This is a genomic window from Ruegeria sp. CH2 (assembly GCF_056537065.1).
In genome coordinates this window covers 62,267-75,956 of record NZ_JBQFQV010000003.1, presented here as the reverse complement: position 1 = coordinate 75,956, position 13,690 = coordinate 62,267, and the positions used below count along the sequence as shown (strand labels likewise).

Here is a 13,690-nt window from a genome sequence, read left to right as displayed (position 1 = left end):
GATACATCAGAAGGTGTAAGACTTAGCTGCAATTCAACGGTACAGCAAAGCCCGAACTACGCTCGGACGTGCCTTTGCGGAACACATCACCGGCAGGCAGACACCCGGTGAAACGCTCAGCCTCTTGCGCGAAACCAACGCCGACCGAGTTGTCGACCTTTACGCTGTTCGTCGGTGTGCGAAGGACACCATACAAGGTTCCGTTGACGCTGACGGTGCTCAGGAACAGATTCGTATCGCTGCCCTGTAGCTGCACCGCATTGTCCGGCGTCCGCCCGCCATTGTCGATAGCAACGGCTGCCACCTTGGAGGGGTCCACTTCATCAGCCAAGAGAGTAACGGTCTGAAGTTCTGCCAGCTCGGCCGGGACATTCGTTTCAGGCGGCAGAAATGCGACGGCTCCGGGAACGTCGGAAATCGTGCGGGGTTCGCCATCGATTCCGGTAAACCCAACACCTTTGCGGTTAAACGGGTCTTCACAGGCCGCCAAAGTCAGAACGGCAATTGTGGATAACAAGATTTTTTTCATGGCGGTCAACATTTTGTGGCGGTTTGCTCAAGCGTACTTGCAGGTCGGCACAAAAAGCAAGCCACAGGCCATGCGATTGCATCGGTGGCTGATGCGCTCCTGCAACGGCCCCAGGTGGGCATGCTGACATTCTTGGCAACAAACCACCGGAACTCAACACAAAAAAAGGCTCTGCCAAGCAGAGCCCTTTTGGAAAGTCCAAATGGAACGGCAAGATTACTTGATCTTGCCTTCCTTGTACTCGACATGCTTGCGAACGACCGGATCGTATTTACGAATGGTCATTTTCTCGGTCATGGTGCGTGCGTTCTTTTTGGTCACGTAGAAGTGGCCCGTGCCCGCGGTCGAGTTCAGACGGATCTTGATTGTCGTCGGCTTCGCCATGGTTATCTCCTGCGTCCGGAAAGGCAGGGGCCTTTCGGTTGAATTCCTATGAGCGTGCGCTTTTACGCGCTACGCCGTGCATGTCAAGGCCAATCGGACGATCCCGGCCCAGGAATCGGGCACAGGTTCAACCCGGTAACGTTGGCGCACCCATATAGCTGTGAATCTGGTCCCTTTCACTGTCCGAAAGACCCAGCGCAGTGGACAATTGCCGCAAATATGCGGCCTCACGATCATTGTCCAACCGTATTGCCGCCAGAGATGTCGCATAAATCTGCGTTCTGAGCGGTGCCCCAGAATCAGCTGCCAGACCCATGACGTCGACAGGTGCGTTCAGTTGTTCCTGCACGAATGCGCGTTCCTCGTCACTGATGTCATCGCCCAACTCTCCGAGGATCGTTTCTTTCTCGTGCTCGTCCAGCTCGCCGTCTGCCTTTGCCGCCTGGATCATCGCCCGCAACATGAGCTTGGCCTGAGCTTCCATGGCAGCCCCGGCTGGTGTTCCGCCAAACACCGTCTCCATCATGTCGGTGGTCTGCTGGCTGCCAGTTCTGGCCGCCCCCTGCATCGCATTCAAAAGCCCGCCAAGACCGGCGGCACCTGCGGCACCTGCGGCACTGCCACCCAGCCCCATCTTACCCATCATGTCCTGAAGGCCTGTCGCACCTCCGGGAAGGCCGAACTGTTCGGCCATTTTGCCAAGCTGATCCATACCAAGGCCGCCGCCTGCGCCTTGCATCATGTCCTGCAAGCCAGCCATTCCGCCCATTTTCTGGTATTTCTCCATCCCCTTCGCAGCCGCGAAACCAACTGCAACGGACGCAAGTGTCTTCATAAAGCTCATGACAATCCTCCCGGTTTTTCAAAATACGCCCCAGTTCTATCAAAGGAATGCAAAGGCGAATACCACGTTCAACCCCCACGGGATTCCGGACTGAATTTCCAAGCCGATGAGGACCAAAAGACAGTGAGTAAGTTTGTACATATCACGATATCGTGATAGGTTTGCCGCAACTGATACGTCCAAGAGGCCAACTTCAGGCTCGACGACCAAGGCAGTGTGAACAGGTAATGCCCGCGCGGAGCAGTGTTGTTTTACGCAGCTTTTCTTGGGGGGCTATCATGACAGAATGGGTTATTCAGGGCGAAGAACTGGCCAATTGTAATTGCAATTTCGGCTGTCCCTGCCAATTCAGCGTTCTTCCATCACACGGAAATTGCGAGGCTGTTGTCGTTTTCGACATCGAAAGCGGGCATTATGGCGATACTGATCTGGCCGGTTTGCGGGCAGCAGGTGTTTATCACTGGCCGGGACCGATCCACGAAGGCAATGGTCAGATGCAACTGATCATTGACGAAAGTGCTACAGCCGAACAGCGCGCAGCATTGCAGGCCATCATGACCGGCGAAGACACCGATGAAATGGCGACCATGTGGTACGTTTACAGTGCGATGGCCCCGACGAAATATGATACGCTTTTTGTCCCAATCGAATTGAACTGGAACCGCGATGATCGTAGCGGCTACGCCAATGTTCCGGGGGTCTTCGACGTCGAGGTCAGCCCGATTCCACATATCGTATCGGGCGCCGCGCACAGGGCATCGATCCAGTTGCCGAACGGCTTTGAGTACCGCCACGCAGAGGCTGCCTCGGGGTCGGCCAAAACAACGGGCGGCGAAATCAGCCTTACCTTTGATGCCACGCACGCCCATCTCGCACATCTGAACCTCTCGGGTCACGGTGTTCAGGGCGCGTAGCCGGAGACTCTTTCATGACCAGACAGAGTGCGACAGCCCCTGCCGGGGCGATTGAGCGGCTGTTGAAGCAGGACAATGCAATCGTGTTGGGCAGCGTCCTTCTGATCATTCTTGCTGCCACCTGGTACACAGTTGCCGGCGTCGGGATGAAAATGTCTGCGGTCGAAATGACCCGCATGGCAGGGCCGGTTGGGGAGCCCATGCAGATGGGTTCCGCAACCGCCTGGAGCTTCGGTTACACTCTGCTCATCTTCCTGATGTGGTGGATCATGATGATTGCCATGATGACCCCAAGTGCCGCGCCAGCCGTGCTTTTGTTTGCAGCGACAAAGCGCATGGGCCCTGAGAAAGACCGCGCCGCAACGTTCAGCCTGTGTTTCCTGTTGGGCTATCTGGTGACCTGGGGTGCGTTCAGCCTGACTGCAACGGCATTGCAGTGGGGACTGGAACATATCGGGCTGTCGAGCGGGCCGATGATGACAATCCGCTCTGGCCCCTTCGCGGGAAGTGTTCTGCTGGCTGCCGGGTTCTATCAGTTTTCAAGTTTGAAGAATGCGTGCCTTCGTTACTGCCAAAGCCCCGCAAGGTTTCTGGCCGGTCACAACCGGCCCGGACCCTTCGGCGCGCTCAGAACCGGAGCCCTGCACGGCACGTATTGCCTGGGATGCTGCTGGGCGTTGATGCTGCTGCTGTTCGTCGGAGGGATCATGAACCTCTACTGGATCGTTGGCATTGCCGCCTATGTCGCGCTGGAAAAGCTTCTGCCGACAGCCCGGTGGCTGGCGCCGGTGTCAGGTGTGGCGCTTATCGGAGCAGGTCTTTGGCACATCGCGGCACCGTTGATCTCCGGTATCTGACGCAAGACGGCCCCCGGGGCGGCTGACTGAAAGGCCCTGTGATTTCTCGTTAAAAAGGAGGTACCAATGCCTGTTTTCATTACCTACGCAACTTATTCGCAAGCTGGTGTCAAAGGCATGCTGCAAAAGCCCGAGAACCGTACCGGCCCAGTGAAAGCATTGCTGGAGAAAGTCGGCGGTCGACTGCTATCCTTCTACATGACAACCGGCAGCAACGACGTGGTCGTGATCAGCGAAGCGCCGGACGGAACAGATGCTGTGGCGGTCGGCATGGCGGTCGCGGCATCGGGTGCGGTCACGAACATAGAAACGGTTCGGGCCTGGACTGCGGACGAGTTCGTTTCGGTCACTGAGAAAGCCGCAAGATTGGCGGGGACCTACACGCCGCCCGGAGGATAAGTAGATACGCGCGGAGGGCCTGTAAGCCGGATCTTGTTCCGGGGTTGCCCCCTTCGATGACCATTCCTCTAGGCCGTGCATTGCTGCACGGCTCAAGCTGCCAACCCGGTCCCTCTCGGCCAAGACGCGCTTAGCGGCGGTATCGGCTTGCGCCGACCGGCCCGCGCGGGGACCCTATTTGGCATTGCTCCCGGTGGGGCTTGCCGTGCCGCCACTGTTGCCAGCGGCGCGGTGGGCTCTTACCCCACCGTTTCACCCTTACCCGCGGCCGAGGCTCTGGGCGGTCTGATTTCTGTGGCGCTTTCCGTCGGGTTGCCCCGCCCGGGCGTTACCCGGCACCGTTGTCTTGTGGAGTCCGGACTTTCCTCTCGGGCATACGCCCCAGCGGCCATCCGGCCCTCCGCGCCCGGGCTGGGTAAGCTTTGCGGTCTGCGGCGTCAAGAGCTGACAGGCCCGAGAAGGGGCCAGCCCCTTCTTGGCCTGCGGCCAATTCAACCCCGGGATATTTTTGGCCAGATGAAGAGCGGATCAGGTTGTTGTGTCCGACGGGGTGACCGCATTCATATCCGCCATGTCCAGCGGACCTTTCGCCCAGGGGCGAAATCGCAACCGGACAGCGGCCAGCAGTTTTGCATCGTCCACGGGGGCGGTGAAACCTGCCATCCGAGCAGAGGCGCGAAATGCTTCTGCATCGGGTGACATCGGATCAACTCCTGTGCCGCGCGGTTTGGCCAGCGCTTGCTTTTCGAGCCTGTTCCAGTCGAAGCGCGGCCCAGGATCGCATTTACGGCCGGGCGCCATATCGGAATGCCCAATGACCCCGGACGACGCAATGGACCAGCGGGTCATGATCAGGGGCAACAACTGTTCCAGCACCGCCATTTGCGGCTGCGAGAACGGATGTTTGCCGGTGTTATCCAGTTCAATCCCAACCGAGCGCGAGTTGATGTCGTCCTTGCCGTCCCATTCCCCTGCGCCGGCATGCCAGGCGCGATCTTCTTCACGCACCATTTGCCACAGGGTGCCATCACCCCCGATCAGGTAATGAGCCGAAACTTCGGAAGCCGGGTCGCATAGGCGATCCAGAGCCGCCTGCGCACCGTCCATGGCCGTATAGTGGATCACGATCAAGGATGGCACCATCCCGCCCCGGCGCTTGCCGAAATTCGGAGACGGATGCCAGATCGGCGTTAAGGCGTCAGTTGTTAACGGCACTGCGGAACGGGCTGGGGTCCCAGCCACAGGCATAGCCGTCGCCATCCGGGTCCAGACCCTTGCGGTCACGTTGCGGACCGCCATTGGACAGGAATTCGATCTGAGCCTGATCCGGTGACGGGAATTGCGCGCAGTTCCGCTGTGACTTGGCTTGCAGGTTGAAACCGGAACGGCTGTAGAGTTGTGTGCCCACCGGATTGGAGGTGCTCAGCGCATATTGTACGATATTCGGTTGGCCGCTCGCCGTGCGCTCAGGCACGGCGGTTGGAGCGACGACTTTGTAGGTCTGGCGGTTTTGCTCAATCCGGGCGGCATCGGATTGGATGCTGCGCCTCTCGGACACGGCTGCGAAGTCCTGCTCGTCAGAGATTGCGCTGCTGTTGGAGCCGGAAGACGGCGACGCGGAGACCGAGGATTGCCCGGACGTGCTGGCCAACGCTGCGGCGGTCTGGTTGGCGATGTCCGCATTCTCACCTGTTGCAAAGGTCGATGATCCCGGTGTGCCCAGTGGTTGCTGGGAAACATCGACCGGAGCCAGCAGCGGATTGACCGCCCCGCCCTGGCCCGCCAATTGAGCCTCGCGCTGCGCCTGATATTCAGGCGTGTTGAAACCCGTGCTGGTCAACGGCGCGACATTGGTGCAGGCCGCAGCCAGTGTCAGGGCCGGGACCAAAAGCAAAACACGCATTGTTTGGCTCCGTCTTCAGTAATTCACTTGCCCGAAGGCTTACCACCATTTGCCGGGCTTGGCCACAAAACCGGCTGCGGTTTCCAGCGCATAAGCGGTGTTGAGCAAGTCACCTTCTTCCCACGGGCGCCCGATCAGCTGCAACCCCAAGGGAAGACCTTGTGCATCCAGCCCTGCGGGGACCGAGATACCGGGCAAGCCAGCGAGGTTCACGGTAACCGTAAAGACGTCGTTCAAATACATTTGAACAGGGTCCGCCTCGGTCATTTCCCCCAGACCGAAAGCCGCCGAAGGGGTTGCCGGTGTCAGAATGGCATCGATGCCTGCGGCGAACACGTCTTCGAAGTCTTTCTTGATCAGGGTCCGGACCCGGCGCGCGCGATTGTAATAGGCGTCATAGAAACCTGCGGACAGCACATATGTGCCGACCATCACGCGGCGCTGCACCTCGGGGCCAAAACCTTCGGCGCGGGTCTTTTCGTACATCTCGGTGATGCCATCGCCCTGCGCGAGCTGTGCACGGCGACCATAGCGAACACCGTCATAGCGGGCGAGGTTCGAAGATGCCTCGGCCGGGGCAATCACGTAATAGGCGGGCAGCGCGTATTTGGTGTGCGGAAGCGAGATATCGACAATCTCGGCCCCCGCGGCTTTCAGCATCGCTGCGCCATCGGCCCAGAGTTTTTCGATCTCGGCGGGCATACCCTCCATACGGTACTCTTTCGGGATACCGATCTTCTTGCCCTTGATGTCACCGGTCAGCATGGCCTCGAAATTTGGGACCGCCAGTTCGGCACTGGTCGAATCCTTGGGGTCATGCCCGCACATGGTTTCCAGCATGATCGCTGCATCACGCACGTTCTTGGTCATTGGTCCTGCCTGATCCAGCGAGGACGCAAAGGCGACGATACCCCACCGCGAGCAACGACCATAGGTGGGTTTGATGCCCGTGATGCCAACGAAGGCCGCAGGCTGGCGGATCGAGCCTCCGGTGTCGGTACCTGTCGCAGCCAGGCACAAATCAGCAGCCACGGCAGACGCAGACCCGCCAGACGAGCCGCCCGGTGTCAGTTGCGCATCATCGTTGCCACGGCGCCACGGGCTGACCGCATTGCCATAGGTCGATGTTTCATTGGACGATCCCATGGCGAATTCGTCCATGTTCAGTTTTCCCAGCATCACCGCGCCTGCGTCGGCCAGTTGCTGAGAAACGGTGGATTCGTATTCCGGCTTGAACCCTTCCAGGATTTTCGACGCCGCCTGCGACGGCACACCCTTGGTGCAAAACAGATCCTTGATGCCGATCGGCAGGCCACACATCGACGGTGCGTCGCCACGCTGGATCCGCTCATCCGCAGCCTTGGCGCGCTCCATTGCAAGTTCGGGTGTCTTGTGGACAAAGGCGTTCAGCGCATCTGCCTCGTCAATGGCTTTCAGGCAGGCGTCGGTCAGCTCGACAGAAGTGACGTCACCTGAGCGCAGCGCATCGCGCGCCTCGGCCAGACCCAGTTTGTTCAGCTCGCTCATGTCTTACTCCACCACTTTGGGAACTGCGAAGAACCCTTCGCGGGCGTCAGGGGCGTTGGCCAGCACCTTGCCCTGCTGGTTGCCGTCGGTTACCTCGTCCTTACGGCGTTTCAGCCGCATCGGCGTGACCGAGACCATCGGCTCGACACCTTCGACATCCACTTCGTTCAGCTGTTCGATGAACCCGAGGATGGTGTTGAACTCGGATGCCAGCGCCGGCAGCGCGTCATCCTCGACCTTGATCCGGGCCAGTTTGGCCACTTTGGCGGCGGTGCTTTGGTCAATCGACATCGGCTTCCCTCATCTACGTTATGGGGCGTTTACCTGTCTGTTGCGGCAGTCGCAAGACCACTGCGCCATGGGCCGTCCCGAGTTTGAGATCCACCGCATGACACCCGCCATTCAAAACTGAATGAGTGGTATGCAAAAAAGTAAACTAATTAGTTCAATATTGTCCTTGAAAACTGAACTGTACTGTTCATTTCTAGTTGTGCGACACAACGCAAACCGGAGAAAAACATGAAACCCCTGATGATTGCCGCAGTCTTGTCCGCCACCTTTTTGGCCGCACCGGCCATGGCCTTGGGTATCGACACAAGCAACCTGACACGCACTTTGACCTTCCCCTCGCCCGTGACGGAACCGGTCACTCAGGACAAGGTTAAACCTGCAAAGTGATGCGCAGGTTCCGGCTGGGTCGGATTTCCCCTCTCCGACCCGGCCAAAACGCATATTCGAGGGTGCACAGCCCAAAGCGAGTCGTTAGCATTGCTGCAAATACCAAAAGGGAACTGCATAAGGCACTTGCGGTTCTGACAAGCAAGTGGAGCAGCTGATGAACACGCAAAAACAAGCGGTCCTGGATGCCATCGATGCGGCGAATGCAAATGACCCCAACCGCGATGATGGCCGCCCCGAAGCGCAGCTTTACGGCGAGCGCATGAGCGCAGAGCTTGACCGCCTGTTTCCGGGCGCGTCCGACGCCTTGCAGATTGCGGCGCGTGGTCAACATGTGGAGCGGTGGAAACTTGCCCGCAATGAATTCCCGGAAGGTCGGGCGGGTTATCTGGCCTGGCGCAAGGCGCAAGGTGTACACCACGCGGACGTGGTGATGAGTTTGATGACCCAAGAAGGCTATGACACTGAGCAGGCCGAAGCCGCGGGTCGCATGTTGCGCAAGCAAGGCATCAAACGCGATGCAGAGGTGCAGGCGCTGGAAGATGTGATCTGCTTTGTGTTTCTGAAATGGTATTTCCAACCCTTTGCGGCGAAACACTCAGCCGAGAAAATCCAGAGCATTGTTGAAAAGACTGCGCGCAAGATGTCGCCCGAGGGCCGCGCACGGGTTATAAGCGAATTCGACCTGCCGGATCATCTGGCCGCAGCCTTTCAAGACTGAGAAAAGGCCAACGCCGTTTCATCGACCGAATAATAAGTCTTAAGGTTGGTAACGACAGGCCTCCGCGCCATATGCTCATGATCCACGAGTTTGGGTGACGCGGCCCCTGATGAGGGCCGCTCGATACACTTCGATCATCCAGCCCAGCAAAATGGCATTCAGGAGATGCCACATGAAATGTGTCCCCACCGGCCATTGGCCGCAGAAACGCATATCGAGGGCACGGAAAGTTATCGACAGGATCAGGATCAACGCCCCGATTGTCATTCCTTTGGCCAGAATCGGATCACGGCCGCGCAAAAGAACAGCATAGATCAGGATCAGCAAAGGGACTGGCGCATAAACCGCCGACCCTCCAAGCCCCGGAACATGTTGGAACAGTGGGACAGCAGCCGTCGCATAGGGAAGAAAAAGAAGCATTCCCCCGAACGCCACCCCCAAAGGCATCCTCCAGATGTCTTTATTCACCGCAAAAACATAGACCAATATGAACAGCAGTATGGGCGCGACATCCGCCAAAGCCGCCCATACCTGCGCATGCGTGTGGAACAGGTAACTGCCAAACCCGACGATCGCCAGAAGCGCCACCAAAACCTTGGCCAGCGGCATGTTCTGATTGCGCACGCGCCTCCACATGACCCATGCGCAAATCAGAAAAGCAGCGTTTGTGACCGCGTTAACGGGCTCGGCCCAGTAGGCTGGAGACAGCCGCTCGCAGTACCCGTCTATTTCACGAAACCAATCCATGGAAATTTACTTATCCGATGTTAGGCTGCCGCCAACAGAATGATTGGGAGGAAATAATTATGAACATTATCTGGTTGGGCCATGGAAGTTTCCGTATCGAAACCCAGGGACAGGTGCTGCTAATCGACCCCTGGCTGACCGGCAACCCGGTCTTGCCCGAGGAACAGCATGACGCCGCCGTTGGTGGCGCCACCCACATCCTTCTGACCCATACGCATTTTGACCATGTCGTCGACGTTCTGCCTTTGGCCAAACACCTGAAGATTCCGGTTGTGGGACAATATGACCTGATGGGGTACTGGGCCGAAGCCGAAAGCATCGAGACCATTGGTTTCAACAAGGGCGGCACGGTCAACCTGAACGGGGTCATGGTAACAATGGTCCCGGCCTCTCACAGCTCGACCTTTTCGACACCGGACGGCCTGCGCACGGGCGGCAGCGAGGTCGGCTTTATGATCAGTGCCGAGGGGCGCATGCTTTATGTTTCAGGTGATACCGACATCATGGCCGACATGGACTGGTTGGGGGATTACTACAAACCCGATATTGGCATCCTGTCAGCGGGCGGGCATTTCACCATGGATATGAAAGCTGCCGCCTACGCCGCCAAAAGATACTTCAACTTCAAGACGGTAATTCCCTGCCACTACAAGACCTTCCCGATTCTTGAGCAATCCGCTCAGGCGCTGGCAGGTGCTTTGCCGGGTGTAGACGTCATCGAACCGCAAGTTATGCAGGCGATAAAGCTGTAGGGATGATATGACCAGCGACATTGTCCCTTCACCGGAACTGATCGCAGTTGTACGGCGATGGAATCAGGCCGTTCATGACAAGGATCGGGCTGCGCTGGTCAATATGCTGTCATCCTCGGAACACCTGCGGTATCAGGGCTCGGCGGATGAAGAGGCATGGTCCGGGCAGGTGTTTCGGCGTGGCTTCGCCGATCACACCAACGAAATCCCGGACTATGACTGGCAGGAACATTCGCTGGAAGCGTTTGAATGTGGGGATGTAGGCTGGGCATTTTGCGAAGCGACGCTGACCTTTCATTCGAACGGCAATTCAGCCTGGCACCGCTTTACATTTGTTCTGCATCTGGAAGACGGCGTCTGGAAAATGGTGCAGCTGCATGTGTCTAACCCGACCTCGAACATGGAAAAGATCGGCATCGAGCATTCGGTGTTGAATGCACTGATCGAAGCCGCAAAACAGGAGTTCACACAGGATCAGACCGAGGGAACCGCTTCGGTCATGTTCACTGACATTGTCGGGTCGTCAGATATCACCTGGCACTTGGGTGACAAAAAATGGGCCCAGCTTATTTCCGGCCATTTTGATCTGGCTGAACACCTTATCCAAACCCATCAGGGACGGCTGGTCAAATCCCTTGGGGATGGAACGATGTCGATCTTCCCGACGGTCCAGGATGCGATTCAGGCAGCAATCGAGCTGCAAAGAAAGAACGCATTGGCAATTTCCGAAACACCTCTGGGTCTGCGGATTGGAATTCATACCGGCGACGTCATACAGAAAGATGAGGATTTCTTCGGGTCCGTCGTCAATAAGGCCGCGCGCGTGACAGACGTAAGTGGCCCGAATGAAATTCATGTCACCGACGTGACCAGATTGCTGGTCAGCCCGGAGGGCGGTCTGAGGTTCAGCTCGCCAAAATCGGTCGCACTGAAAGGGTTCGGCGGGCAGCAGACAGTGTATCGCCTGGACTGGAACTGACAGTGGCCGTCCTGTCAGATCACGGTCATTTTTCTATTCGTTTTTCCGCGAAAAAATCCAGCAGCAGGTTTTCACATTCTTTGGCGGCTATGCCGTCATAGACCTCGGGCTTGTGATGTGCTTGCGGGTGGGAAAAAACCCGCGCGCCATGGGCCACGCCGCCGGATTTGGGATCGGACGCCCCATAGTAAACGCGCCGGATGCGCGCGGCCGCCAGTGCCGCTGCACACATGGCGCAGGGTTCCAGTGTCACATAGATATCAAATCCGGGCAGTCTTTCAGATCCGGCATAGGCACAGGCCGCGCGCAAAGCCAAGATTTCTGCATGCGCCGTAGGATCGTTCAACTCACGAGTCCGGTTTCCTGCCACCGCCACAACAGAGCCGTCCGGCCCGACTATGACCGCACCAACGGGCACTTCGCCGCGATCCGCTGCTGCGCGCGCCTCACACAGCGCCTGTTCCATATGCGATTTGAACACCATGCCCCTGACTGCATCAGAAACCTGCCTTTCGCAAGCGCGCGGGATAGGGTATGGCCCAGACATGAACAAGACCCCTCCTCCTGGCGACCGGATCGCCAAAGTCCTGGCCCGCGCTGGCGTCGCGTCGCGGCGCGAGGCCGAGCGCATGATCGAAGCTGGCCGCGTAGCTGTGAACGGCAAGACCATCGACAGCCCCGCCCTGAACGTGACGGCAAAAGACAAGATCATTGTCGACGGCAAACCGGTCTCGGAACCGGAACCCTCGCGTTTGTGGCTGTATCACAAGCCTGCTGGGCTGGTTACGACAACCCGCGACGAAAAAGGGCGCGATACGATTTTCGACAAGCTGCCCGAAGACATGCCTCGGGTGATAAGCGTTGGCCGGCTTGACCTGAATTCCGAAGGTCTGCTGCTGCTGACTAATGACGGTGCTATCAAGCGCAAGCTTGAACTGCCCGCGACCGGCTGGTTGCGCAAATACCGTGTGCGGGTAAACGGACGCCCGAAAGACGAAGATTTCGAACCGCTGCGCAAAGGTCTGGTGATTGAGGGAGAGCGGTTCCAGCCGATGACCGTCACGCTGGATCGCCAGCAGGGGGCCAATGCCTGGCTGACCATCGGTCTGCGCGAAGGAAAGAACCGAGAAATCCGTCGGGCCATGGAAGATATCGGTTTTAATGTGAACCGTTTGTTGCGGGTTTCTTACGGCCCGTTCCAATTGGGCAATCTGAAGCCGGGAGAAGTCGAAGAAATCCGCCGCCGCGTTATGCGCGATCAACTTGGGCTGGATTCGGATGCCAAAACCGAAGCGGCCCCCAAACGTCCGACGCGACCACAAAGAAAACGCCCGCCCATCGGCAAGAATCCCCGCAAGTGATGCAGGTTCGGCAACCTTCCCCCTAGCGCCAAGCCTGCGTATCCCCTAAATTTTCTGTGATTGCTGCTATTTGGGGAGCGTGATGTCCGGAAGCGGAGTGCAAAAATTCGCCTACGCCGTATTGCTGGTGCTTTTGTTTGGCGTGTGCACAGGCGTGCTTGGGGGCTTGTAACGCATGGCAAAGCGATTTGGCGGCAAATACAGCCCTCAGGATGATACGTCCGGCGACACTCTTCAGCCCCGTGGGCAATTCGATGGCGCGCGGGTCGAACCTGCGGGCGCGCGTGCCAATGTCCTGTTCATACCGGCCATCCCATTGGTGTTTCTGTCGCTGAACGACGGCGCGATAGGCATGACCATTGGTCTGATCGCAGCTGGCCTGCTGACGGCAGCTGCGTTTTTACTGCGGGAAGGTCTGCGGGCCGAAGCCGCGTTTAACGCCCGTAAGGCTGCCCGCCGGCCTGCGTTTCCCCGTAAAATCTTTGCCAGCCTTCTGACAGGTCTGGGCGCCGCTCTTGCGTCCTACCGGACCGAGTTTCTGAATGCGGAAACGGCGTCGCAAGTCAGCCTGCTTGCCCCTGTCTTGTTCGGCGCTGCAGCAACCGTGCTGCACTCGGCCTCCTTCGGGTTTGATCCGATGAAGGACAAGGGCATGGAAGGAATTGACACCTTTCAGCAAGATCGCGTTGCCCGGGTCGTTGAGGATGCGAAAAACCGTCTTTCCGAGATGACGGACGCCATCAAACGCGCGGGTGATCGCCGGATCGAAGCCCGTTTGGAACGGTTTCAGGACACCGCACGTGACCTTTTTCGAACGGTCGAGGAAGACCCCCGCGATCTGGCTGGCGCGCGAAAATACATGACGGTTTATCTACAGGGCGCGCGTGATGCGACTGTCAAGTTCGCCGATGTCTATGCCCGGACCCGCGATGCGCAGGCGATGACAGACTACGTCGCGCTACTGGATGATCTGGAACAGAATTTCGCCGCGCGTACGCGGAAAATGCTATTGGATGACCGCAGTGATCTGACGGTCGAAATCGACGTGCTGCGCGAAAGATTGCAGCGCGAAGGCGTCCGGTTGGACTGACCGGC

18 protein-coding genes and 1 other RNA gene are annotated in these 13,690 nt (G+C 58.1%); 9 read left to right on the top strand and 10 right to left on the bottom strand.

Going from position 1 to position 13,690, the window contains the following annotated elements; all coding sequences use genetic code 11:
- Nucleotides 1-22: 22 nt before the first annotated feature.
- The 3 genes from ACR0M9_RS06595 to ACR0M9_RS06585 all read right to left on the bottom strand — a co-directional run bounded on the left by ACR0M9_RS06595 (nt 23) and on the right by ACR0M9_RS06585 (nt 1,757).
- Nucleotides 23-529 carry a hypothetical protein gene (locus ACR0M9_RS06595; RefSeq protein ID WP_480486391.1) on the bottom strand — a complete coding sequence of 169 codons (507 nt, stop codon included), beginning with the start codon at nt 527-529 and terminating at the stop codon, nt 23-25.
- Between the two features lie 216 nt (nt 530-745).
- Nucleotides 746-913: a 50S ribosomal protein L33 gene (gene rpmG, locus ACR0M9_RS06590; RefSeq protein WP_037309480.1), complete on the bottom strand. Its 168-nt coding sequence runs from the start codon at nt 911-913 to the stop codon at nt 746-748.
- Between the two features lie 127 nt (nt 914-1,040).
- Nucleotides 1,041-1,757 carry a DUF533 domain-containing protein gene (locus tag ACR0M9_RS06585; protein ID WP_480486393.1) on the bottom strand — a complete coding sequence of 239 codons (717 nt, stop codon included), beginning with the start codon at nt 1,755-1,757 and terminating at the stop codon, nt 1,041-1,043.
- A 278-nt stretch (nt 1,758-2,035) separates the two neighbouring features.
- On the opposite strand from ACR0M9_RS06585, the gene ACR0M9_RS06580 reads away from it, so the two are divergent.
- From ACR0M9_RS06580 to ACR0M9_RS06570, 3 genes are all read left to right on the top strand, one after another.
- Nucleotides 2,036-2,671 (top strand): DUF1326 domain-containing protein, encoded by a 636-nt coding sequence (locus tag ACR0M9_RS06580; protein ID WP_480773147.1) that lies wholly within the window; start codon nt 2,036-2,038, stop codon nt 2,669-2,671.
- Nucleotides 2,672-2,685: 14 nt separating this feature from the next.
- Nucleotides 2,686-3,528, top strand: coding sequence for a DUF2182 domain-containing protein (locus ACR0M9_RS06575; protein ID WP_480773146.1), 843 nt, complete (start codon nt 2,686-2,688; stop codon nt 3,526-3,528).
- Between the two features lie 66 nt (nt 3,529-3,594).
- Nucleotides 3,595-3,927, top strand: coding sequence for a GYD domain-containing protein (locus tag ACR0M9_RS06570; protein WP_209504623.1), 333 nt, complete (start codon nt 3,595-3,597; stop codon nt 3,925-3,927).
- A gap of 6 nt (nt 3,928-3,933) precedes the next feature.
- On the opposite strand, the gene rnpB is transcribed toward ACR0M9_RS06570, so the two are convergent.
- The 5 genes from rnpB to gatC all read right to left on the bottom strand — a co-directional run bounded on the left by rnpB (nt 3,934) and on the right by gatC (nt 7,648).
- An RNA gene (gene rnpB / locus ACR0M9_RS06565) (RNase P RNA component class A) lies at nt 3,934-4,331 on the bottom strand.
- A 124-nt stretch (nt 4,332-4,455) separates the two neighbouring features.
- Entirely contained in the window at nt 4,456-5,175 is a 720-nt protein-coding gene (locus ACR0M9_RS06560) for an N-acetylmuramoyl-L-alanine amidase (RefSeq protein WP_480492639.1), read from the bottom strand.
- A complete protein-coding gene (locus ACR0M9_RS06555) occupies nt 5,126-5,830 on the bottom strand; it encodes a hypothetical protein (RefSeq protein WP_480486396.1) in 705 nt (234 codons plus the stop codon). Before ACR0M9_RS06555 ends, ACR0M9_RS06560 begins: the two co-directional genes overlap by 50 nt.
- A 39-nt stretch (nt 5,831-5,869) precedes the next feature.
- A complete protein-coding gene (gene gatA, locus ACR0M9_RS06550; protein ID WP_480773145.1) occupies nt 5,870-7,357 on the bottom strand; it encodes an Asp-tRNA(Asn)/Glu-tRNA(Gln) amidotransferase subunit GatA in 1,488 nt (495 codons plus the stop codon).
- A 3-nt stretch (nt 7,358-7,360) separates the two neighbouring features.
- On the bottom strand, nt 7,361-7,648 hold the full coding sequence (gene gatC / locus ACR0M9_RS06545) for an Asp-tRNA(Asn)/Glu-tRNA(Gln) amidotransferase subunit GatC (RefSeq protein ID WP_267365979.1): 288 nt from the start codon (nt 7,646-7,648) through the stop codon (nt 7,361-7,363).
- Between the two features lie 228 nt (nt 7,649-7,876).
- On the opposite strand from gatC, the gene ACR0M9_RS06540 reads away from it, so the two are divergent.
- Both ACR0M9_RS06540 and ACR0M9_RS06535 read left to right on the top strand, forming a co-directional pair.
- Complete coding sequence (locus tag ACR0M9_RS06540; protein ID WP_209504628.1) at nt 7,877-8,035, top strand: hypothetical protein; 159 nt, start codon at nt 7,877-7,879, stop codon at nt 8,033-8,035.
- A 157-nt stretch (nt 8,036-8,192) separates the two neighbouring features.
- Entirely contained in the window at nt 8,193-8,756 is a 564-nt protein-coding gene (locus ACR0M9_RS06535) for a DUF4202 domain-containing protein (protein ID WP_480557663.1), read from the top strand.
- A 75-nt stretch (nt 8,757-8,831) separates the two neighbouring features.
- Here the strand turns inward: ACR0M9_RS06535 and ACR0M9_RS06530 are convergent, their stop codons facing one another.
- Nucleotides 8,832-9,503: a ceramidase domain-containing protein gene (locus ACR0M9_RS06530; RefSeq protein ID WP_480773144.1), complete on the bottom strand. Its 672-nt coding sequence runs from the start codon at nt 9,501-9,503 to the stop codon at nt 8,832-8,834.
- A 59-nt stretch (nt 9,504-9,562) separates the two neighbouring features.
- Here ACR0M9_RS06530 and ACR0M9_RS06525 point away from each other — a divergent pair, with 59 nt between their 5' ends.
- Together ACR0M9_RS06525 and ACR0M9_RS06520 are read left to right on the top strand one after the other, a co-directional pair.
- Complete coding sequence (locus ACR0M9_RS06525; protein WP_480773143.1) at nt 9,563-10,255, top strand: metal-dependent hydrolase; 693 nt, start codon at nt 9,563-9,565, stop codon at nt 10,253-10,255.
- A 7-nt stretch (nt 10,256-10,262) separates the two neighbouring features.
- On the top strand, nt 10,263-11,234 hold the full coding sequence (locus ACR0M9_RS06520; RefSeq protein WP_480773142.1) for an adenylate/guanylate cyclase domain-containing protein: 972 nt from the start codon (nt 10,263-10,265) through the stop codon (nt 11,232-11,234).
- Between the two features lie 25 nt (nt 11,235-11,259).
- Here ACR0M9_RS06520 and ACR0M9_RS06515 read toward each other — a convergent pair whose 3' ends face one another.
- Nucleotides 11,260-11,718, bottom strand: a complete 459-nt coding sequence (locus ACR0M9_RS06515) for a nucleoside deaminase (protein WP_480486487.1) — start codon at nt 11,716-11,718, stop codon at nt 11,260-11,262.
- Between the two features lie 61 nt (nt 11,719-11,779).
- On the opposite strand from ACR0M9_RS06515, the gene ACR0M9_RS06510 reads away from it, so the two are divergent.
- Nucleotides 11,780-12,595, top strand: coding sequence for a pseudouridine synthase (locus tag ACR0M9_RS06510; protein ID WP_480773141.1), 816 nt, complete (start codon nt 11,780-11,782; stop codon nt 12,593-12,595).
- A 175-nt stretch (nt 12,596-12,770) separates the two neighbouring features.
- Nucleotides 12,771-13,685, top strand: a complete 915-nt coding sequence (locus tag ACR0M9_RS06505) for a 5-bromo-4-chloroindolyl phosphate hydrolysis family protein (protein ID WP_480773140.1) — start codon at nt 12,771-12,773, stop codon at nt 13,683-13,685.
- Nucleotides 13,686-13,690 lie beyond the last annotated feature (5 nt).